Source organism: Geothermobacter ehrlichii (assembly GCF_008124615.1).
GTDB classification, from domain to species: Bacteria; Desulfobacterota; Desulfuromonadia; order Desulfuromonadales; family Geothermobacteraceae; genus Geothermobacter; species Geothermobacter ehrlichii.
Map to the genome: position 1 here is coordinate 37,953 of NZ_VNIB01000018.1, position 19,209 is coordinate 57,161.

Here is a 19,209-nt window from a genome sequence, read left to right on the forward strand (position 1 = left end):
TCTGTCAGCTCCTGAACCTGCAGGTCGCCTCGACCAGCCGCTCGAGGGTCTGCCGGGCCCGCCCGCTGTCGATCGCGGCGGCGGCAAGCTCCAGTCCCTGATGCGGATCGGCGGCGGCATCGGCCGCAACCAGGGCGTAGGCGGCGTTGAGCAGCACCACGTCCCGTTTCGGCCCGGCGGCGCCACCGAGAATCTCGCGAACGATGGCGGCGTTACGGCTCGCATCGCCGCCCTGCAAGTCCTCCAGCCGGCAGCAGGTGAAGCCGAATTCGGCCGGGTCGATCTCGCCCGGCTCCACCCGGCCGTCGACGATGGCGGCCATGGTCGTGCGGCCGGTCAGGGTGATCTCGTCCATGCCGTCGCTGCCGTGGACGACGAATCCCTTGCGGCAGCCGAGCCCGGCCAGCACCTCCGCCAGGGGCCGGACCATGTCCTGGCGAAAGACGCCGAGCACCTGCCGGTCGGCTCCGGCGGGATTGGTCAGCGGCCCGAGGATGTTGAAGATGGTGCGGATGCCGATCTCCCGGCGCGGCCCGATGGCGTGCTTCATGGCGCCATGCAGCGCCGGGGCGAACAGAAAACCGACCCCGACCTGCTCGATGGTTTCCGCTACCTGTTCCGGGGTCAGCTCGAGATTGACGCCGAGAGCCTCCAGCACGTCGGCGCTGCCGCAGGCCGACGAGACACTGCGGTTGCCATGTTTGGCGACCCGCACGCCGCAGGCGGCCACCACCAGGGCGACAGTGGTCGAGATGTTGAAGCTCCGGGTGCCGCTGCCGCCGGTACCACAGGTGTCGAGAATCGACTCCCGGTCGAGATTGATCTCGTCCCGGTCGAGATCGACGGTTTTGCCAACCCGAATCGGCGTCGCCCGGTCGCGCATGACGCGGGCGGCGCCGCGGATCTCCTCGACCGTCTCCCCCTTGATGCGCAGAGCGGTGATGAAAGCGCCTATCTGGGCCGGGGTCGCCTCGCCGCCCATGATCTGGTTCATGACCTCGATCATTTCCACCTCGGTCAGATCCTCTCCTTCCACCACCCTGGCAATCGCTTCCCTGATCATACGCCCTTCTCCATCACGACGCCTGTTTCAAATCGAGAAAGTTTTGCAGCAGCCTCTTGCCCTGCAGGGTCAGAATCGACTCGGGATGAAATTGCACCCCCCAGACCGGCAGCTGGCGGTGGGCCAGCCCCATGATCAGTCCGTCATCGGTCCAGGCGGTCACTTCCAGGCAGTCCGGCAGCGACTCCCGCTCGACGATCAGGGAATGGTAGCGGGTCGCCTCGAAAGGATCGGGCAGACCGGCGAAGACCCCCTGACCGTCATGATGGACGGCGCTGACCTTGCCGTGCATCAGGTAGGGGGCGCGAACCACCTTGCCGCCGAACGCCTGGCCGATCGACTGGTGCCCCAGACAGACCCCCAGGATGGGGATGCGGCCGGCCAACTCGCGGATGGCCTGCACCGAAATGCCGGCCTGGTCGGGGGTGCAGGGCCCGGGCGAAACCACCAGGTGGGTCGGTGCCAGGCGAGCGATCTGCTCGACCGTGATCCGGTCGTTGCGCCAGACCCTCACCTCGGCCCCCAACTCCCCCAGATACTGGACCAGGTTGTAGGTAAAGGAATCGTAGTTGTCGATCATCAGCAGCATGGTCAGTCCAACCCTTCCCTGGCCATTTCCACCGCCCTGAAGACGCTGCGTGCCTTGTTCAGTGTTTCCTGGTATTCCATCTCGGGATCAGAATCGGCGACGATGCCGGCGCCGGCCTGCACGTGAATCCGCTCCCCCTTGGCCACCAGCGTGCGTATGGCGATGGCCATGTCCATGTTGCCGGAAAAGCTGAAATAGCCGACGGCGCCGCCGTAGATCTCCCGGCGGACCGGCTCAAGCTCCTCGATGATCTCCATGGCTCTTATCTTCGGCGCTCCGGAGAGGGTTCCGGCGGGAAAGGTCGCCCGCAGCACGTCGAAACAGTCTCGGCCCGGCTCGACCTCGCCGCGCACGTTGGAGACAATATGCATGACGTGCGAGTAACGCTCGATGACCATCAGCTCGCTCACTTCGACACTGCCGATCCGGCAGACCCGGCCGATGTCGTTGCGGCCGAGATCAACCAGCATGATGTGCTCGGCCCGCTCCTTGGCGTCGGCAAGCAGCTCCTTTTCCAGCGCCAGGTCCTCCTCGGGCGTTTTGCCCCGCGGCCGCGTTCCGGCGATCGGCCGCACCTCGACCCGCCCCTCCTCCATGCGCACCAGGACCTCGGGCGAAGCGCCGATCACCAGCACGTCGTCGAAACGGAGAAAGAACATGTAGGGCGACGGATTCAGCGTCCGCAAAGCCCGGTAGACGTCGAAAGGATCGGCGCCCAGATCGCCGGAAAAGCGCTGGGACAGCACCACCTGGAAGATGTCACCGGCAGCGACGTACTCCTTGCAGCGCCGCACCGCCGCCATGAAATCCGGCTTGCTGAAATTGGGAACCAGTTCGGATGCCGGCCGGCCGGCGTCAGATGCGGCGGGAACGGCCTGCCGCAGCCGGGTGATCAGCTCCCGGATGGTGGTGACCGCCCGGTCGTAGACCCGGCCGGCGTCTTCGCCCGGACCGGCAAAAGCGTTGCATACAACCTTGATCGTCTGACGCACGTTGTCAAAGATCAGCAGGCTGTCGGTGATGAGAAAGCAGGCGTCCCAGACGTCGACGGCGCGCGGCCGGGTCGCCGGGATCTCCTCGACGAAACGGACCATGTCGTAGCCGTAATAGCCGACGGCGCCGCCGAAAAAACGCGGCAGGCCGGGAACGGAAACCGCCCTGTAGGCCGCCATCATCTCCTGCAGGGCGGCAAGCGGATCGTCGCTGTCGCCGCTGACGGCGACCACGCCGTCCTCGAGAATTTCGTAGTAGCGGTCCTTGCAGCGAAAAACCCGGCGGACGCCGCTGCCAAGAAAGGAATAGCGCGCCCACTTTTCGCCCCCCTCGATACTCTCGAGCAGAAAGGATGTCCTGCCGTCGTCGATCTTGCGAAAGGCCGAAACCGGGGTTTCCATGTCGGCCAGGATCTCGCGCCAGACCGGGATCAGGTTCCCCTGGGCGGCCAGCTCGACAAATTGTTCTCTGGTGGGTGAAAACATGGAGACTCCAGGGAGTTGCAATCGTTCATGATTAGCATTTTAACCCCGGATGCGTCAAGAACGGCGCCATAAAAAAGGCAGGGCGAATCCGCCCTGCCTCCGGGTCTGTTCCAGGACCGTGATCAGTCCTTATTCTCTTCCTCGGCGGAAGCCTTTTCGGCCTGCTCTTCCGCCGGAGCCTCGCCGACCGGCTGCTCGTCAGCCACTGCCTCCTGCCCTTCGGCTTCTTCGGCCGGAGTCTCCCCAGCAGCGGCTGCTTCACTGGCGCCCTCTTCCACCGCCGGTGCCTCGGCCTTGGGCTCGGCCTGCTTCGCCGCCGGCGTTTTCTTCTTCGGCTTCACCCGGATTTCCTCTTCGACCAGCTCGATGATCGACATTGCGGCATTATCGCCGGAGCGATGGCCGATCTTGATGATGCGGGTGTAGCCCCCGTTGCGCTCCTGGTAGCGCGGCGCGATACGCTCGAACAGCTTGGCCACCACCTTCTTGTCACGAATCACCTCCAGAGCCTGCCGCCGGGCGTGCAGCGTGCCGCGTTTGCCGAGGGTAATCATCTTCTCGGCGAGCTTGCGCAGCTCCTTGGCGCGGGCATCGGTGGTGGTGATTTTCTCATGCTCGAACAGCGACGTCACCATGTTGCGGAGCATGGCCTTGCGGTGACTGCTGTTGCGGCCAAGTCTCCTTCCTGTCTTACGATGGCGCATATGTCATGAATCCTTTCCGGCAGAAATATGGCGGACTACTCTTCGTCGGCCTGTTTCTGCAAAATTTTCAGGTACTCGGGATCGGGGAAGTTCTCCAGGGTCATGCCCAGGCTCAACCCCATCTCGGCCAGGATGTCCTTGATCTCGTTCAGCGACTTGCGGCCGAAGTTCTGCGTCTTGAGCATTTCGGCCTCGGTCTTCTGCACCAGGTCGCCAATCAGGCGGATGTTGGCGTTCTTCAGACAGTTGGCGCTGCGAACGGACAGCTCGAGCTCCTCGACCGACCGGTAGAGGTTTTCGTTGATCCGCCGATCCTCCTCGCTGATCTCCTCTTCCTGCGGCTCCTGGTCCTCATCGAAATTGATGAAGATCTGCAGCTGCTCCTTCAGGATCTTCGCCGCGTAGGCGACGGCGTCGTCGGGCCGGACGCTACCGTCGGTCCAGACCTCGATGGTCAGCTTGTCGTAGTCGGTGATCTGGCCGACACGGGCGTTGGTCACCGTGAAGTTCACCTTGCGGATCGGCGAATAGAGGGCGTCAATGGGGATAGTTCCGACCGGCGCCTTCTCGTCCCGGTTGCGGTCGGCGGGGACATAGCCCTTGCCCATGGTGACCACCATGTCGATCTCTACGTCGGCGTCCTTGGAGCAGGTCGCGATGTGGTGGTCGGGATTGAGGATCTCGACATGCGAGTCGGTCACGATGTCGCCGGCAGTGATGACGCCGGCGCCCTTCTTGACGATTCGCACGTTTCTGCTCTCGTGACCGTGCAGCTTGATCAGCACCCCCTTAAGGTTGAGGATGAGATCGGCGACGTCCTCGGTCACTCCCGGGATGGTGGAGAACTCGTGCAGGACACCCTTGATCCGCACCGAGCTGATCGCCGCTCCCTGCAGGGATGAAAGCAGAACCCGACGCAGCGAGTTGCCGAGCGTCGTCCCGAACCCGCGCTCGAAGGGCTCGGCGAAGAACTTCCCGTAGGCATCCGTCAGGGTATCCGCTTCAACCTGGAGACGCTTGGGCTTGATCAGGTCTCTCCAGTTTTTATACATGCGCTTCCCTCCGCTTCAGGCCGGAGCCTGAGGTCACGATGTTTTATTTCGAGTAGAGTTCGACGATGAGGCGTTCGTTGAACGCTGGGGTGGTCATCTCCTCGCGAACCGGCAGCGTCTTGACCACGCCCTTGAAGTTGTCGCGGTCGAGCTCGACCCAGGACGGGATACCGCGCCGCATCACGCCGTCGAGAGCCTCGGAAATGCGGGCGATCGAACGGCTCTTCTCGCGCAGGACAATCTCATCCCCGGGACGAACGAGGTAGGAGGGGATGTTGACCTTGCGGCCGTTCACCAGAAAATGGCCGTGACGCACCAGCTGCCGCGCCTCGTTGCGCGAGGTGGCGAAACCGAGCCGGTAGACGATGCTGTCGAGACGCCGCTCGAGCAGGACCAGCAGGTTTTCGCCGGTCACACCCCTCATCCGGTCAGCCTTCTGGAAATAGGCGCGGAACTGCTTCTCAAGCAGGCCGTAAGTGCGCTTGACGCGCTGCTTCTCGCGAAGCTGGGTCCCGTAGTCGGACACCTTGCTGCGGCCCTGACCATGCTGGCCCGGCGCGTAATTGCGCCGTTCGATGGCGCACTTGTCGGTATAGCACCTGTCCCCCTTGAGGAACAGCTTCATGTTTTCCCGCCGACACAGACGGCAGACGGAACCTGTATATCTAGCCAACGTTCGTCCTCCTTAACTGGTTAGACTCTGCGACGCTTGGGGGGGCGGCAGCCGTTATGCGGGATCGGGGTGACGTCGCGGATCGACGTCACCGACAGCCCGGCGGCAGCAATGGCCCGCAGGGCCGACTCGCGGCCGGAACCCGGCCCCTTGACCCGAACCTCGACGCTGCGCATACCGTGCTCCTGGGCCGCCTTGGCGGCGCGCTCGGCGGCGACCTGGGCGGCAAAAGGAGTACTCTTGCGGGAACCGCGGAAGCCCGATCCTCCTGCGGTCGCCCAGCTGATCACGTTGCCAGCGGGGTCGGTAATGGTGACGATGGTATTGTTGAAGGTCGCCTGGATATGCGCGATACCCGTGGCGATGTTCTTCTTCTCGACCTTCTTTCTCGATGTACGCTTGCCTGGCTTGGCCATGATTCCTCCGCCTTATTTCTTCTTGCCAGCGACAGTCTTGCGCGGCCCTTTACGGGTCCTGGCGTTGGTTTTGGTCTTCTGCCCGCGAACCGGGAGCCCCCGGCGGTGCCGCAGGCCGCGATAACAGCCAAGGTCCATCAGCCGCTTGATGTTCATGGTCACATCGCGACGCAGATCGCCCTCGACGGTGTAATCGCTGTCGATAATGGAGCGAATCTTGGCGACTTCACTTTCGGTGAGATCGTCCGACCGGGTGTTGAAATCGACGCCGGCCTTCTTCAGGATTTCCTGCGAGGTCGACCGGCCAATGCCGTAGATGTAGGTCAGGGCAATCTCGATCCGTTTGTTCCTCGGCAAATCAATACCAGCTATACGTGCCAATGTCTTGCTCCTTTACCCCTGTCTCTGCTTGTGCTTGGGATTCTCGCAGATAATGCGAACAACACCCTTGCGCTTGATGACTTTGCATTTGTCGCAGATCTTCTTGACCGAAGCTCGAACTTTCATGGTCCGTTTCCTTTTCTGGCTTTATGCGAATAACCGTCTGTCCAGGTCTCAGTCCTGGAGCCGCGTCAGTATTTCAGGCCCGTTCTCGGTCAGGGCGACGGTATGCTCGAAGTGCGCCGAATCCTTGCCATCGACCGTCACCGCCGTCCAACCGTCCTCGAGGATCCTGACCCCCGGACGTCCGGCGTTGATCATTGGCTCGATGGCCAGAACCATGCCGGCCTTCAGTTTCGGCCCCTGGCCTGGAAGACCGAAGTTGGGCACCTGCGGCGACTCGTGCAGCTTGCGTCCGATACCGTGGCCGACAAACTCGCGGACCACGCTGAAACCTTCAGGTTCGACACAGGACTGAACGGCGTGGGAAACATCGCCCAGACGCGCATCGAGCCGCATGTTGTCGATCGCCGCCGCCAAGGAGCGTTCGGTGACCTCGAGCAACCGTTTTCTCTGCGGCGAAATCTCGCCGACCGGAATGGTCAGGGCGGCATCGCCGTAAAAACCGTTGTACAGAACGCCGAAATCGATGCTCAGGATATCGCCTTCCCTGAGCGGCTCGGCATTCGGAAAACCGTGCACCACCTTTTCGTTGGGCGATGCACAAATCGAAAAAGGAAAACCGCCGTAGCCCTTGAAGGCTGGCGCGGCCTTCCTTTTGCGACATTCACGTTCGGCGAGCCGGTCGAGCTCAGCCGTGGTCACGCCAGGTCTGACCTTTTCCCGCAGGATGGCCAGTATCTCGGCGACCATCCGCCCGGCAACCCGCATCCGCTCGAGTTCCTGCCGGGTCTTCAGGACGATCATCTAGAGCTCCCGAAGGGTGGCCAGGATGTCCTCCTGGACGGCTGCCATCTCCTGCATGCCGTCGATCGCCACCAGAAGCCCTTCACGCTGGTAATACTCTACCAGAGGCGCCGTCTGCTCCTGGTAGACCTGCAACCGCTTGCGAATCGTTTCTTCGCGGTCATCGTCGCGCTGGAAAAGCTCGCCGCCGCAGGAATCGCAGACATCCGCCTTGGCCGGCGGATCGAACTTCAGATGAAAACCGCGGCCGCAGTCGCGGCAGGTCCTGCGCCCGGTCAGCCTCTCGATCAGGGCCTCGACATCGACCTCCAGCGAAATCACTGCCGACAGAGCCTTGTCCAGCCCGGCCAGGGTCGCCTTGAGCGCATCAGCCTGAGGCACGGTGCGCGGAAAGCCGTCGAGAATGAAACCCTTGTCACAGTCAGCCTGCTGCAGCCGCTCGCCGACAATCCCGATAACCACCTCGTCAGGAACCAAGGCTCCGGCATCCATGCACGCCTTCGCCTTCAGCCCCAGCTCGGTCTTCGCCGCGACGGCGGCACGAAGCATGTCCCCAGTGGAAATCTGCGGGATCCCGAAGCGTTCGATCAGCATTTTCGCCTGCGTGCCCTTACCGGCACCGGGCGGTCCAAGCAGAATGAGATTCACCGTTCAGCTTCCGTTTCAGCCACGCCGTCCCTTGAGGGTAACCCCCTTCATGAAACCCTCGTAAGACCGCGAAATGAGATGCGATTCGATCTGGGCTGCCGTATCCATACCGACGCCGACCACGATCAGCAGGGAGGTCCCGCCGAAGTAGAAGGGGACGTTCAGCTTGCCAATCAGGATGGTAGGCAGCACACAGACCAGCGACACGTAGATGGCGCCAGCAAAAGTAATGCGTCCGAGTACCATATCGATGTACTCGGCCGTTGCCTTGCCGGGACGGATCCCCGGCACATATCCTCCCTGCTTCTTGATGTTGTCGGCAACATCGACAGGGTTGAAGGTGACAGCCGTGTAGAAGTAGCAGAAAAAGATGATGAATGCAACGAAAAAGACGTTGTAGAGCCAGTGGCTCGGCGTCATCATCGAGGCGATCTTCTGCACCCACGGCACGTCGACCAGGTTGGCCACCGTCGCCGGGAACATGATGATCGAGCTTGCGAAGATCGGCGGAATGACACCGCTCATGTTGATCTTCAGCGGCAGGTGGCTGGTCTGGCCGCCCATGTTGCGCATACCGACCACACGCTTGGCGTAGTGAATTGGCACCCGCCGCTGGGCGCGCTCCATGAAGACGATGGCCCAGACGACGGCCACCATGATCACCAGGATGACCAGCAGGGTGATCGGGCCGAGCTCGCCGGTCTTGAGCAGGCGCACGGTGTTGATCAGGGCCGCCGGAATGTTGGCGACGATACCGGCGAAAATGATCAGCGAAATGCCGTTGCCGATCCCCCGCTCGGTGATCTGCTCGCCGAGCCACATGATGAAGGCGGTACCCGCCGTCAGGGTGATGACCGTCAGCAGAATGAAGCCCATGCCGGGGTTGGGCACCACCGGCTCGCCGGCGGGACCAGTCATGGTCTGCAGACCGAAGGCGATGCCGGTCCCCTGGATGACCGAGAGGATGATGGTGCCGTAGCGGGTCCACTTGGTGATGGTCTTGCGTCCCTGCTCACCCTCCTTGGCCAGCCGCTCGACCGGCTCGAAGACGACGGTCAGCAGCTGCAGGATGATCGACGCCGAGATGTAGGGCATGATGCCCAGGGCGAAGACCGTCATCCGTTGCAGGGCACCGCCGGTAAAGGCACTGACCAGACCGAGAAGCGTTCCCTCGGTCCCCTCGAAGAACTTGGCCAGAACATTGGCGTCGATCCCCGGGGTCGGCACATGGCAACCCACCCGGTAGATGGCGAGCATGCCGAGGGTGAACAGGATCCTGCGACGCAGCTCGGGTATGGAGAAGATATTCTGGATGAAGGCGATCAATTTAGACAACCTCGGCCTTGCCGCCGGCCGCTTCGATCTTGGCTACGGCCGACTTGCTGAATTTGTGAGCCTGGACCGTCAGAGCCTTGGTCAATTCCCCGTCGCCGAGAATCTTGACCCCGTCGCCGATCTTGTTGACCAGACCGGCCTTGCCGAGGGCGGCGACATCGACCACGCTTCCGGATTCGAACAGTTCAAGGTCACGCAGGTTGACGAGCGCATAGACCTTCTTCTTCAGCGGGGTGAACCCGCGCTTGGGCAGACGGCGCTGCATCGGCATCTGGCCGCCTTCGAAGCCGGCCTTGACACCGCCGCCGGAGCGGGCGTTCTGACCCTTGTGCCCCTTGCCGGCGGTCTTGCCTGTACCGGAGCCGGGTCCGCGTCCGATCCGCTTTCTATTTCTGGTAGAACCGATTGCCGGTTTCAGATTGCTCAAATCCATGGTGCGATTCCTTGTCGATTCTTTAATCCTCAACCAAAACCATGTGGGAGACCTTGTTGATCATCCCGCGAATTTCGGGAGTGTCCGGCAGCACGACCGTCTTGTTCAGCTTGGTCAGGCCGAGTCCCTTGAGCACCTTGCCGAAATAGGCCGGACGCCCGATGGGGCTGCGCTTGAGCGTGATTTTCAGTTCCTTCGCCATGGGTACCAATCTCCCGCTAGCCTTCCTGGGACGACTCGACCAGGCCGCGCCGCCGCAGGATGGTTTCTTCACTCTTGAGTTTCGAAAGGGCGTTCATGGTGGCCTTGACCACGTTGTGCGGGTTGTTGGACCCGAGGCACTTGGAGAGGATGTCCCCGACCCCGGCCACCTCGAGCACCGCACGCACGGCGCCGCCGGCGATGACGCCCGTACCTTCGGATGCCGTCTTCAGCAGCACCTTGCCGGCGCCGTACTTGCCGATGACATCATAGGGCACGGTCGTCCCCTTGAGCGGAACCTTGATCATGTTCTTGCGGGCCTTCTCCACGCCCTTGCGGATGGCTTCAGGAACCTCGCGCGCCTTGCCGAGTCCATAGCCAACCTGTCCTTTGCCGTCACCGACGACGACCAGCGCCGAAAAGCTGAAACGCCGGCCACCCTTGACGACCTTCGCGCACCGGTTGATGTGGATGACGCGATCAATCAGTTCGTTTTCCACCTGATCATTGCGTTGCAAGGATAACCTCCTTCACCTTAGAACGACAGGCCGGCTTCCCGCGCCGCGTCGGCAAGGGCCTTGACCCGACCGTGGTAAAGAAACCCGTTACGGTCAAAAACCACCTTGTTGATGTTCTGGGCAATCGCTTTTTCGGCGATGGCCTTACCCACCGCCCGCGCTGCCTCGACATTGCCGGTCGAATTCAGCTCGCCGGCGATCTCCTTGGACATGGTCGAAGCGGAAACCAGGGTCTTCCGCGCGACATCATCGATCAGCTGCACGTAGATGTGACGCGAGCTGCGAAACACACTCAGACGCGGGCGCTCGGCCGTACCACGGACCTTCTTCCGCACCCGGGTCTGTCGCTTGATTCGGGACTGGCGCCGCTTTTCTGCGATATTCACCGTCTGACTCCTTGCCCAGTTACTGTTTATTTCTTACCGGCCTTGCCGGCCTTCCGGACGATGCGCTCGTCGGCGTACTTGATCCCCTTGCCCTTGTAGGGCTCGGGAGTACGGAAGGACCGGATCTTGGCGGCGGTAGCTCCCACGAGTTCCTTGTCGATCCCGCGCACGATGATCTTGGTCTGCTTCTCCACCTCGGCGGTGATGCCTTCCGGCAGCGCGTAGACGACGGGATGGGAGAAGCCGAGGGACAGATTTAGGTTCTTGCCCTGCAGATCGGCACGGTAACCGACGCCGTTGATCTCGAGGACCTTTTCAAACCCCTTGCTGACGCCTTCGATCATGTTGGCAATCAGCGAGCGGGTCAGGCCCTGCATGGCGGTTCCCTTGCTGTCGTCGACCATCCTGACCTGAATCGTCTCGGCATCGACCTCGACGCTCACGGCAGGGTTGAGAACGCGGCTCAGCTTCCCCTTGGGACCCTCGACGTTGATGCAGTTACCCGAGAGCGCGACCTTGACTCCCGAGGGTATGCTGACTGGCTTTTTTCCGATTCGAGACATCCGAAACTCTCCTTTTACCCCTACCAGACGGTACAGATGAGTTCGCCACCGACCTCTGCCTCACGGGCGGCGGCATCGCCCATGACCCCTTTCGAGGTTGACAGGATGGCGCAACCGAGGCCGTTCTTGACCTTCGGAATGTCATCCTTGCCAACATAGACGCGACGCCCGGGAGTCGAGACCCGCTGCAGTTCGTGGATGACATGCTGCTGCTGCTCGTCGTACTTCAGGTAGATTCGCAGCATTCCCTGCTTCTGGTCAGGGGTTTCCTTGAAATTCTTGATGTACCCCTGCTCCTTGAGCACCGTGGCGATGGCAACCTTCATCTTCGACGAAGGCAGATCGACCTTCTGGTGTTTGGCCATCCCGGCGTTCCGGATCCGGGTCAGCAAATCCGCGATAGGATCTGTCATTGACATGGGCTGTAACTCCTCAGGGTATTACCAGCTGGACTTGATCACGCCGGGGATCTTCCCCTCGGACGCCAGCTTGCGCAGACAGATTCTGCAAAGGTTGAACTTGCGATAATAGGCACGGGGACGGCCGCAGACAGGGCAGCGATTGTACTCACGCACCTTGAACTTCTTGGGCCGTTGGGCCTTGATGATCATCGATTTCTTCGCCACTTTTTTCCTCCGCCTGCCTAGTTTTTACGAAACGGCATGCCAAGCTCGCGCAACAGCGCACGGCCCTGCTCGTCCGTTTCGGCAGTGGTCACCACGGTGATGTTCAGCCCCTTGACCTTGTCGATCTTGTCCAGATCGATCTCGGGAAAGATGATCTGTTCCCGGATCCCCAGGGTATAGTTGCCGCGGCCGTCGAAGGCCTTGGGCGAAATGCCCTTGAAGTCGCGGACCCTCGGCAGGGCGATGTTGATCAGGCGATCGAGGAACTCGTAGGCCCGTTCCCGACGCAGGGTCACCATCGCACCGATCGGCATCCCCTCTCTCAGCTTGAACTGGGCGATCGATTTCTTGGCCTTGGTCACTACCGGCTTCTGGCCGGTGATCCGCTCCAGTTCCTCGACGGCGGATTCCAGCACCTTGATGTTCTGGATCGCCTCGCCAAGCCCCATATTGACAACCACCTTCTCGATCCTGGGCACCTGCATGATGTTCTTCAGGCCCAGCTGCTCCATCAGGCGGGGGACCAGCTCTTTTTCGTATTTTTCTTTCAGTCTGGCCATGGAAAAAACTCCGTTACTTGTCGACGATTTCGTTGCACTTCTTGCAGAAGCGGACCTTGGAACCGTCATCCAGGAAGCGATAGCCGGTGCGGGTGGCCTTGTTGCAGGCACCGCAGACCAGCATCACGTTGGAAATGGCGATCGGCGCCTCTTTTTCGATGATCCCGCCTTCCTGGTTGGCCTGGCTGGGACGGGTGTGCCGTTTCACCATGTTGAGGTTTTCGACGATGACCCGGTCACTGTCACGCAGCACCCGCAGGACCTTGCCGGTCTTCCCCTTCTCCTTGCCGGCAAGCACCATGACGGTGTCATCCTTTTTTACATGATATTTCTTCGCTGCCATAGCTTTCGATCTCCCAGCGATACGCGTTACAGGACTTCCGGAGCGAGGGAAACGATCTTCATGTACCGTTTGGCACGCAGTTCCCTCGCGACGGGACCAAAGATACGGGTCCCGATCGGCTCGCCGGCATTGTTGATCACAACGGCCGAGTTGTTGTCGAAACGGATGTAGCTGCCATCCTGCCGCCGGATCTCCTTCTTGGTGCGGACGATGACAGCCTTGACGACATCACCCTTCTTGACCTTGGAGTTCGGCATCGCTTCCTTGACGGAACAGACGATGACATCCCCCAGGCCGGCGTACTTGCGCTTGGACCCTCCCGGGACCTTGATGCAGCAGAGTTTCCTGGCCCCGGAATTGTCCGCCACATCGAGCATGGTTTGCATCTGGATCATGGCCTGTATCTCCTGAAACTACCTGGCTTAGACGTTCTTTTCGAGAATCTGGCGGACCCGCCAGCGTTTTTGCTTGGAGAGCGGCCGGGTCTCGACAATCAGAACCTTGTCGCCGACCCTGCATTCGTTTCTCTCGTCATGAGCTTTGCAGGTGTAGCGACGCTTGATGTATTTCTTGTACACGGGATGCTTGACCAGATTGTCAACCTTGACAACGACGGTCTTGTCCATCTTGTCGCTGACCACGATCCCTACCCGCTCTTTTCTGTTACCACGCTGCGTCATCTGTCTTCCTCGTCGCGTTGGTTAAGCCTGCTTCTCGCGCAGGATGGTCCTGGTCCGCGCGATGTCCTTGCGCACCTGCCCGATGCGGGCGGTATTTTCAAGGTGGCCGGTATGCAGCTGGAACCGGAGGTTGAACAGCTCCTGGTTCAGCTCGCTGACTTTCTTCTCCAACTCAGCCACACTGAGCTCTCTCAGTTCCTTAGCCTTCATGGGAGTCCTCCCTGCACACAAACTTGGTCTTCATGGGCAGCTTGTGGGCCCCAAGGCGCATCGCCTCGCGGGCGACCTCTTCAGACACCCCCTGCATCTCGTACAGCATCACGCCCGGCTTGATGACGGCGACCCAGCTTTCGGGCGAGCCCTTGCCCTTGCCCATTCGGGTCTCGGCCGGCTTGCGGGTCAGCGGCTTGTCGGGGAAGACCCGGATCCAGATCTTTCCGCCACGCTTGATATAGCGCGTCATGGCACGGCGTGCGGCCTCGATCTGACGCGACGAAAGCCAGCCGCATTCGGTCGCCTGCAGACCATAGTCGCCGAAATTGAGCTCGGTGCCACCCTTGGCGGCGCCCTTCATGCGCCCCTTGAACTGTTTTCTATGCTTGACCTTCTTGGGCATTAACATGGTCAGGGAACTCCTCTGGAAATCGTCTTTTTCTTACTGGCCTGCAGCCTGCTCCTGGCTGAGGACCTCACCCTTGAAGATGAGGACCTTGACGCCGATGATGCCGTAGGTCGTCTTGGCTTCGGCAAATCCGTAGTCGATGTCGGCGCGCAGGGTGTGCAACGGCACCCGGCCTTCGCGATACCACTCCCGGCGGCTCATCTCGGCGCCGCCGAGACGGCCGGAACACTCGACCTTGATCCCCTCGGCCCCGAACTTCAGCGCCTGGCCGACAGCCTTCTTCATCGCGCGCCGGAAGGCGACACGCCGCTCGAGCTGCAGGGCGACGTTCTCGGCGACCAGCTGGGCATCGACTTCAGGCTTACGGACCTCCTGGATGTTGATGAAGACTTCCTTGTCGGTCAGCCTGGCCAGTTCACTCTTGAGAGCTTCGACTTCGGCGCCCTTCTTTCCGATGATGATGCCGGGCCGGGCGGCGTGAATGTTGACCTTCACCTTTCCGGCTGCCCGCTCCAGCTCGATCTTGGAGATACCGGCGTGATAGAGCCGCTTCTTGAGGTAATCCCGGAGCTTGATATCCTCATGCAGCAGGTTCGCATAATCCTTCGAGGTGGCGAACCACTTCGAATCCCAGGTACGGATGACTCCGAGACGGAATCCTATCGGATGAACTTTCTGGCCCAAAGTCTTACCTCCTCAACGCCTATTTCTCATCCAGGACCACGGTAATATGGCTGGTCGGTTTACGGATGCGGGTGGCACGGCCCTGGGCGCGCGGGATAAACCGCTTCAGCGCCGGCCCCTGGTCGACAAAAATCGATTTGATATAGAGTCTGTCGACATCGGCAACGCCCTTCTGTTCAGCGTTGGCGATGGCCGAGTTGACGACGCCGGCGACAATACCCGCCGCCTTCTGCGGCGAAAACTTCAGGGTCGTCAGGGCGTCCTGCACCCGCTTGCCGCGAATCATGTCGACGACCCAGCGCGCCTTGCGGGGCGACAGACGTGCGTATCTCAATCTGGCCTTGGCTTCCATGAGAACAACTCCTCGCCGGAATTACTTTTTCTTCTTCTTGTCCGTACCATGACCGTAATAGGTCCGGGTGGGTGCGAATTCGCCCAGCTTGTGACCGACCATGTTTTCGGTGACGAAAACAGGAACGAACTTGCGGCCGTTGTGCACAGCGAAGGTGTAGCCGACAAACTCGGGGATGATCGTCGACCGACGGGACCAGGTCTTGATGACCTTCCGGGAATCGGGTGCAGCATCGGGGTCGATCTTGCGCATCAGGCTCTCTTCGACGTAAGGGCCCTTTTTGATCGATCTGGCCATTTACCTATCTCCTGTAACTTGCATCCGCCAGGCGGAATGGATTACTTCTTGCGCCGCCGCACGATGAAGCGGTCGGAGCGCTTGTTGGTTCGCGTCTTGTAGCCCTTGGTCGGCACGCCCCAGGGGGTGACCGGATGCCGACCGCCCGAACTCTTGCCCTCGCCGCCGCCGTGCGGATGGTCGACGGGGTTCATGGCGACGCCACGAGACTGGGGCCGACGGCCGAGCCAGCGGGCGCGGCCCGCCTTGCCGAGCTTGACGTTCTCGTGATCGAGGTTGCCGACCTGGCCGACGGTGGCGAAGCAGTCCTGCAACACCAGCCGCACCTCGCCCGAAGGCAGCCGCAGCTGGGCGTACTTGCCTTCCTTGGCGGCGATCATCGCATAGGCGCCGGCGCTGCGGGCGAGCTGGCCACCCTTGCCGATCTTCAACTCGACATTGTGCACCCAGGTACCCAGCGGGATGGAGCGAATGGGCATGGCGTTGCCGGGCTTGATATCGGCACGTTCGGAGGCGATTACCTCCTGCCCGACCTGAATGCCGTGCGGTGCGAGAATGTAGCGTTTCTCGCCGTCGGCATAGGTCAGCAGCGCAATCCGCGCCGAACGGTTGGGATCGTACTCGACGCTGACGACCTTGGCCGGGATATCCCGCTTGTCGCGGCGGAAATCGATGATCCGGTACTTGCGCTTGTGACCACCGCCGGTGTGACGCTTGGTGATCCGCCCCTTGTTGTTGCGGCCGCCGGTGCTCTTCAGGGGGGCCAGCAGCGACTTTTCCGGGGTCGAACGTGTAATCTCGTCGAAATTGGCCGAGGTCATGTGCCGACGGCCAGGTGATGTCGGTTTGTATTTCTTGATGCCCATTTTCAGCAACTCCCTTTCAACCCGTCCAGGCCGTTAAACACCAAAGAGATCGATTTCACTGCCCTCGGCGAGGGTCACGTAGGCCTTCTTCCAGTTGCTGCGCTTGCCGATATTGCGGCCGAAGCGCTTTACCTTGCCGGCAACCAGAACCGTGTTGACAGTTTCCACCTTGACGTCAAAGACCTTTTCCACCGCCTGCTTGATCTCGATCTTGTTGGCATCACGGGCGACTTCGAAGGCAACGACATTGCCGCCTTCCCTGATCATGCTGGTCTTCTCGGTAATCAGGGGGCGCTTGAGAATCTGATGAACGGGTTTCATGATGCCAAAGCTCCTTCCAACTGGGTCACCGCACCTTCGGTCAGGACCAGATTCGGGTATTTCATGATGTCATAGACATTCACGCCTTCGGCACGCAGCACCTTGACACCGGGGATGTTGCGGGCGGAAAGCTCGACCGTCGGATCCGACTCCTCGATGACCACCAGGGTGCCGTCAAGCTCGAAGCGCTTGAGGAACTCGGCAAACCCCCTGGTGCTGATCTTCTCGAGCTTGAGACTGTTGAGCACAGTCAGCTTCTCTTCCTTGAAGCGGGCCGAAAGAGCGCTGCGCAGGGCCGCCTTCTTCACCTTGCGGTTCAGCTTGAAGCTGTAGTCGCGCGGCACGGGGCCAAACACGGCACCGCCGCCAACGAACTGCGGGGCGCGGACCGTACCCTGGCGGGCGTTGCCGGTCCCCTTCTGCCGGTAGGGCTTCTTGCCGCCACCAGCCACTTCGCTGCGGCCCTTGGTCTTGGCGGTACCCTGACGGCGCTTCGCCAGCTGGTAACGAACCATGTCGTGAATCAGGTAACCCTTGACATCGTCATTGAAGACGGTATCGGCCAGGTCGCGCTCGCCAACCGCGTTTTTCTGAACATCGTATATCGTGATCTTAGCCATTTTCAAAACCTCACAGCACGTGCGTCCAGGCCGTTATTCGCTCGGCACCTTGACTCCGGGTCGAATCATCACCAGGCCGTTGCGCGGACCGGGCACCGCCCCCTTGACCATCAGCAGGTTCTCTTCGGGGCGAACATCGACAATGGCCAGATTCTGAACGGTAACCCGCTCATTCCCCATCTGGCCGGCCATCTTCTTCCCCTTGAAAACGCGGGAAGGCCAGGCGCTGCAGCCGATGGCGCCGGGAGCACGGTGGAACTTGGAGCCGTGGCTCATACGGCCGCCGGCGAAGTTCCAGCGCTTGACGACGCCCTGGAAGCCCTTGCCCTTGCTGGTTCCGGTCACGTCCACGATGTCGCCGATCTTGAACAGGTCGGCGCAGCGGATCTCATCGCCGACATTGACGGCGTCGACATCGGAGGTACGCACCTCGCGCTTGAAGGCGAAGGCACCCTTGCCGGCCTTCTTGAAGTGTCCCAGCTCCGGCTTGCGCACCCGGTGCGCCGGCTTCGGCTCGAAGCCGAGCTGCACGGCGTCGTAACCGTCGGTTGCGGCCGTCTTCTTCTGCAACACGATGCAGGGGCCAGCCTGAATCACCGTTACCGGCACCATGCGCCCATCGGCCGCGAAGATCTGGGTCATGCCCAGTTTTTTACCCAAAATTCCCTTTATCATTGTCATCACCCCTGATGCGGCGAAAACGTCCGTTTTAGAGCTTGATTTCAACGTCGACCCCAGCCGAGAGATCGAGCTTCATCAGCGCATCCACGGTCGCCTGGGTCGGTTCAAGAATGTCGAGAAGCCTCTTGTGGGTACGCATCTCGAACTGTTCGCGGCTCTTCTTGTCGATGTGCGGCCCACGCAGCACGCAATACTTGTTGATGACCGTCGGCAGCGGGATGGGCCCAGCCACCCTGGCGCCGGTACGCTTGGCGGTATCGACGATTTCGCTCACCGACCGGTCGAGCAGCTTGTGGTCGTAAGCCTTCAAACGGATTCTGATCTTCTGGCTCTGCATGGAACCGCTCCTGTTACTCGATGATTTCGCTGACGACACCGGCGCCGACGGTCCGGCCACCTTCGCGGATGGCGAAGCGAAGCTCCTTGTCCATGGCGATCGGGGTGATCAGCTCCACTTCCATCGCCACGTTGTCGCCCGGCATGACCATCTCGACGCCCTCGGGCAGGGTCACCACGCCGGTCACGTCGGTCGTACGGAAGTAGAACTGCGGACGGTAACCTTTGAAGAACGGGGTGTGACGTCCGCCCTCTTCCTTGGTCAGAATGTAGGCCTCGGCCTTGAACTTGGTGTGCGGCGTGATGCTGCCCGGGGCCGCCAGAACCTGGCCACGCTCGATCTCCTCGCGCTTGATGCCGCGCAGCAGAACGCCGATGTTGTCGCCGGCCTGACCCTGGTCGAGCAGCTTGCGGAACATCTCGACCCCGGTGACCACCGTCTTGGCGGTCTCCTTGATGCCGACGATCTCGACCTCCTCGCCAACCTTGACGATGCCACTCTCGACACGACCGGTGGCCACGGTGCCGCGACCGGAGATGGAGAAGACGTCCTCGACCGGCATCAGGAACGGCTTGTCGATGGCACGCTCGGGCTCGGGAATGTAGCTGTCGACGGCTTCCATCAGCTCCAGAATCTTGTTCTTGCCGATCTCGTCGTCGCGACCCTCCAGGGCGGCCAGGGCGCTGCCGGCGATGATCGGAATGTCGTCGCCGGGGAAGTCATAGCTGGAGAGCAACTCGCGAACTTCCAGCTCGACCAGCTCCATCAGCTCTTCGTCGTCGACCATGTCGGCCTTGTTCAGAAAGACAACCATGGCCGGAACGCCAACCTGACGGGCCAGCAGGATGTGCTC

General features: G+C 61.2%; 34 protein-coding genes. All 34 read right to left on the reverse strand.

Annotated elements, in window-relative coordinates:
• Positions 1–4: 4 nt before the first annotated feature.
• Positions 5–1,063 carry an anthranilate phosphoribosyltransferase gene (trpD, locus tag EDC39_RS14335; protein ID WP_148897085.1) on the reverse strand — a complete coding sequence of 353 codons (1,059 nt, stop codon included), beginning with the start codon at positions 1,061–1,063 and terminating at the stop codon, positions 5–7.
• 13 nt (positions 1,064–1,076) lie between these two features.
• Positions 1,077–1,652, reverse strand: coding sequence for an anthranilate synthase component II (locus EDC39_RS14340; protein WP_148897086.1), 576 nt, complete (start codon positions 1,650–1,652; stop codon positions 1,077–1,079).
• A 2-nt stretch (positions 1,653–1,654) separates the two neighbouring features.
• Positions 1,655–3,130: an anthranilate synthase component I gene (trpE, locus tag EDC39_RS14345; RefSeq protein WP_148897087.1), complete on the reverse strand. Its 1,476-nt coding sequence runs from the start codon at positions 3,128–3,130 to the stop codon at positions 1,655–1,657.
• A 122-nt stretch (positions 3,131–3,252) separates the two neighbouring features.
• Positions 3,253–3,834, reverse strand: coding sequence for a 50S ribosomal protein L17 (gene rplQ / locus EDC39_RS15880; protein ID WP_148897088.1), 582 nt, complete (start codon positions 3,832–3,834; stop codon positions 3,253–3,255).
• A gap of 35 nt (positions 3,835–3,869) precedes the next feature.
• Positions 3,870–4,886 carry a DNA-directed RNA polymerase subunit alpha gene (locus tag EDC39_RS14355; RefSeq protein ID WP_148897089.1) on the reverse strand — a complete coding sequence of 339 codons (1,017 nt, stop codon included), beginning with the start codon at positions 4,884–4,886 and terminating at the stop codon, positions 3,870–3,872.
• A gap of 43 nt (positions 4,887–4,929) precedes the next feature.
• Complete coding sequence (gene rpsD, locus EDC39_RS14360) at positions 4,930–5,559, reverse strand: 30S ribosomal protein S4 (protein ID WP_148897090.1); 630 nt, start codon at positions 5,557–5,559, stop codon at positions 4,930–4,932.
• A gap of 20 nt (positions 5,560–5,579) precedes the next feature.
• A complete protein-coding gene (gene rpsK, locus EDC39_RS14365; protein ID WP_148897091.1) occupies positions 5,580–5,975 on the reverse strand; it encodes a 30S ribosomal protein S11 in 396 nt (131 codons plus the stop codon).
• A gap of 12 nt (positions 5,976–5,987) precedes the next feature.
• Positions 5,988–6,356 carry a 30S ribosomal protein S13 gene (rpsM, locus tag EDC39_RS14370; RefSeq protein ID WP_148897092.1) on the reverse strand — a complete coding sequence of 123 codons (369 nt, stop codon included), beginning with the start codon at positions 6,354–6,356 and terminating at the stop codon, positions 5,988–5,990.
• Positions 6,357–6,368: 12 nt separating this feature from the next.
• Positions 6,369–6,482, reverse strand: a complete 114-nt coding sequence (rpmJ, locus tag EDC39_RS14375) for a 50S ribosomal protein L36 (protein WP_085009314.1) — start codon at positions 6,480–6,482, stop codon at positions 6,369–6,371.
• A 48-nt stretch (positions 6,483–6,530) separates the two neighbouring features.
• Positions 6,531–7,283, reverse strand: a complete 753-nt coding sequence (gene map / locus EDC39_RS14380) for a type I methionyl aminopeptidase (protein ID WP_148897093.1) — start codon at positions 7,281–7,283, stop codon at positions 6,531–6,533.
• A complete protein-coding gene (locus tag EDC39_RS14385) occupies positions 7,284–7,931 on the reverse strand; it encodes an adenylate kinase (RefSeq protein WP_148897094.1) in 648 nt (215 codons plus the stop codon).
• 15 nt (positions 7,932–7,946) lie between these two features.
• On the reverse strand, positions 7,947–9,257 hold the full coding sequence (secY, locus tag EDC39_RS14390; protein ID WP_148897117.1) for a preprotein translocase subunit SecY: 1,311 nt from the start codon (positions 9,255–9,257) through the stop codon (positions 7,947–7,949).
• A 1-nt stretch (position 9,258) separates the two neighbouring features.
• A complete protein-coding gene (rplO, locus tag EDC39_RS14395) occupies positions 9,259–9,699 on the reverse strand; it encodes a 50S ribosomal protein L15 (RefSeq protein WP_148897095.1) in 441 nt (146 codons plus the stop codon).
• A gap of 22 nt (positions 9,700–9,721) precedes the next feature.
• Complete coding sequence (gene rpmD / locus EDC39_RS14400; protein WP_148897096.1) at positions 9,722–9,901, reverse strand: 50S ribosomal protein L30; 180 nt, start codon at positions 9,899–9,901, stop codon at positions 9,722–9,724.
• Between the two features lie 16 nt (positions 9,902–9,917).
• Positions 9,918–10,418 (reverse strand): 30S ribosomal protein S5, encoded by a 501-nt coding sequence (gene rpsE, locus EDC39_RS14405; protein WP_148897097.1) that lies wholly within the window; start codon positions 10,416–10,418, stop codon positions 9,918–9,920.
• Between the two features lie 17 nt (positions 10,419–10,435).
• Entirely contained in the window at positions 10,436–10,804 is a 369-nt protein-coding gene (gene rplR / locus EDC39_RS14410) for a 50S ribosomal protein L18 (protein WP_148897098.1), read from the reverse strand.
• A 26-nt stretch (positions 10,805–10,830) separates the two neighbouring features.
• Positions 10,831–11,367 (reverse strand): 50S ribosomal protein L6, encoded by a 537-nt coding sequence (gene rplF / locus EDC39_RS14415; protein ID WP_148897099.1) that lies wholly within the window; start codon positions 11,365–11,367, stop codon positions 10,831–10,833.
• A gap of 20 nt (positions 11,368–11,387) precedes the next feature.
• Complete coding sequence (rpsH, locus tag EDC39_RS14420) at positions 11,388–11,786, reverse strand: 30S ribosomal protein S8 (protein ID WP_148897100.1); 399 nt, start codon at positions 11,784–11,786, stop codon at positions 11,388–11,390.
• A 21-nt stretch (positions 11,787–11,807) separates the two neighbouring features.
• On the reverse strand, positions 11,808–11,993 hold the full coding sequence (locus tag EDC39_RS14425; protein ID WP_148897101.1) for a type Z 30S ribosomal protein S14: 186 nt from the start codon (positions 11,991–11,993) through the stop codon (positions 11,808–11,810).
• A gap of 17 nt (positions 11,994–12,010) precedes the next feature.
• Entirely contained in the window at positions 12,011–12,553 is a 543-nt protein-coding gene (gene rplE / locus EDC39_RS14430) for a 50S ribosomal protein L5 (protein ID WP_148897102.1), read from the reverse strand.
• A gap of 13 nt (positions 12,554–12,566) precedes the next feature.
• Positions 12,567–12,896 carry a 50S ribosomal protein L24 gene (gene rplX, locus EDC39_RS14435; protein WP_148897103.1) on the reverse strand — a complete coding sequence of 110 codons (330 nt, stop codon included), beginning with the start codon at positions 12,894–12,896 and terminating at the stop codon, positions 12,567–12,569.
• A 26-nt stretch (positions 12,897–12,922) separates the two neighbouring features.
• Complete coding sequence (rplN, locus tag EDC39_RS14440) at positions 12,923–13,291, reverse strand: 50S ribosomal protein L14 (protein WP_148897104.1); 369 nt, start codon at positions 13,289–13,291, stop codon at positions 12,923–12,925.
• 27 nt (positions 13,292–13,318) lie between these two features.
• Positions 13,319–13,576: a 30S ribosomal protein S17 gene (gene rpsQ, locus EDC39_RS14445; RefSeq protein ID WP_148897105.1), complete on the reverse strand. Its 258-nt coding sequence runs from the start codon at positions 13,574–13,576 to the stop codon at positions 13,319–13,321.
• A 21-nt stretch (positions 13,577–13,597) separates the two neighbouring features.
• Entirely contained in the window at positions 13,598–13,786 is a 189-nt protein-coding gene (gene rpmC / locus EDC39_RS14450) for a 50S ribosomal protein L29 (protein ID WP_148897106.1), read from the reverse strand.
• Entirely contained in the window at positions 13,776–14,198 is a 423-nt protein-coding gene (gene rplP / locus EDC39_RS14455) for a 50S ribosomal protein L16 (RefSeq protein ID WP_148897107.1), read from the reverse strand. The genes rpmC and rplP overlap by 11 nt, the downstream gene beginning before the upstream one ends.
• A gap of 33 nt (positions 14,199–14,231) precedes the next feature.
• Positions 14,232–14,882, reverse strand: a complete 651-nt coding sequence (rpsC, locus tag EDC39_RS14460; RefSeq protein ID WP_148897108.1) for a 30S ribosomal protein S3 — start codon at positions 14,880–14,882, stop codon at positions 14,232–14,234.
• Positions 14,883–14,901: 19 nt separating this feature from the next.
• Entirely contained in the window at positions 14,902–15,234 is a 333-nt protein-coding gene (gene rplV, locus EDC39_RS14465; RefSeq protein ID WP_148897109.1) for a 50S ribosomal protein L22, read from the reverse strand.
• Positions 15,235–15,255: 21 nt separating this feature from the next.
• Entirely contained in the window at positions 15,256–15,531 is a 276-nt protein-coding gene (gene rpsS, locus EDC39_RS14470) for a 30S ribosomal protein S19 (protein WP_148897110.1), read from the reverse strand.
• A 41-nt stretch (positions 15,532–15,572) separates the two neighbouring features.
• Positions 15,573–16,397 carry a 50S ribosomal protein L2 gene (gene rplB / locus EDC39_RS14475; RefSeq protein WP_148897111.1) on the reverse strand — a complete coding sequence of 275 codons (825 nt, stop codon included), beginning with the start codon at positions 16,395–16,397 and terminating at the stop codon, positions 15,573–15,575.
• A gap of 33 nt (positions 16,398–16,430) precedes the next feature.
• A complete protein-coding gene (locus tag EDC39_RS14480; RefSeq protein WP_148897112.1) occupies positions 16,431–16,718 on the reverse strand; it encodes a 50S ribosomal protein L23 in 288 nt (95 codons plus the stop codon).
• Positions 16,715–17,338: a 50S ribosomal protein L4 gene (rplD, locus tag EDC39_RS14485; protein WP_148897113.1), complete on the reverse strand. Its 624-nt coding sequence runs from the start codon at positions 17,336–17,338 to the stop codon at positions 16,715–16,717. Before rplD ends, EDC39_RS14480 begins: the two co-directional genes overlap by 4 nt.
• 33 nt (positions 17,339–17,371) lie before the next feature.
• Complete coding sequence (gene rplC / locus EDC39_RS14490) at positions 17,372–18,013, reverse strand: 50S ribosomal protein L3 (RefSeq protein WP_148897114.1); 642 nt, start codon at positions 18,011–18,013, stop codon at positions 17,372–17,374.
• Between the two features lie 34 nt (positions 18,014–18,047).
• Positions 18,048–18,356: a 30S ribosomal protein S10 gene (rpsJ, locus tag EDC39_RS14495; protein ID WP_148897115.1), complete on the reverse strand. Its 309-nt coding sequence runs from the start codon at positions 18,354–18,356 to the stop codon at positions 18,048–18,050.
• A gap of 13 nt (positions 18,357–18,369) precedes the next feature.
• Positions 18,370–19,209, reverse strand: an 840-nt coding sequence (locus EDC39_RS14500) for an elongation factor Tu (RefSeq protein ID WP_148897116.1), incomplete at its 5' end; no start/stop codon positions are given.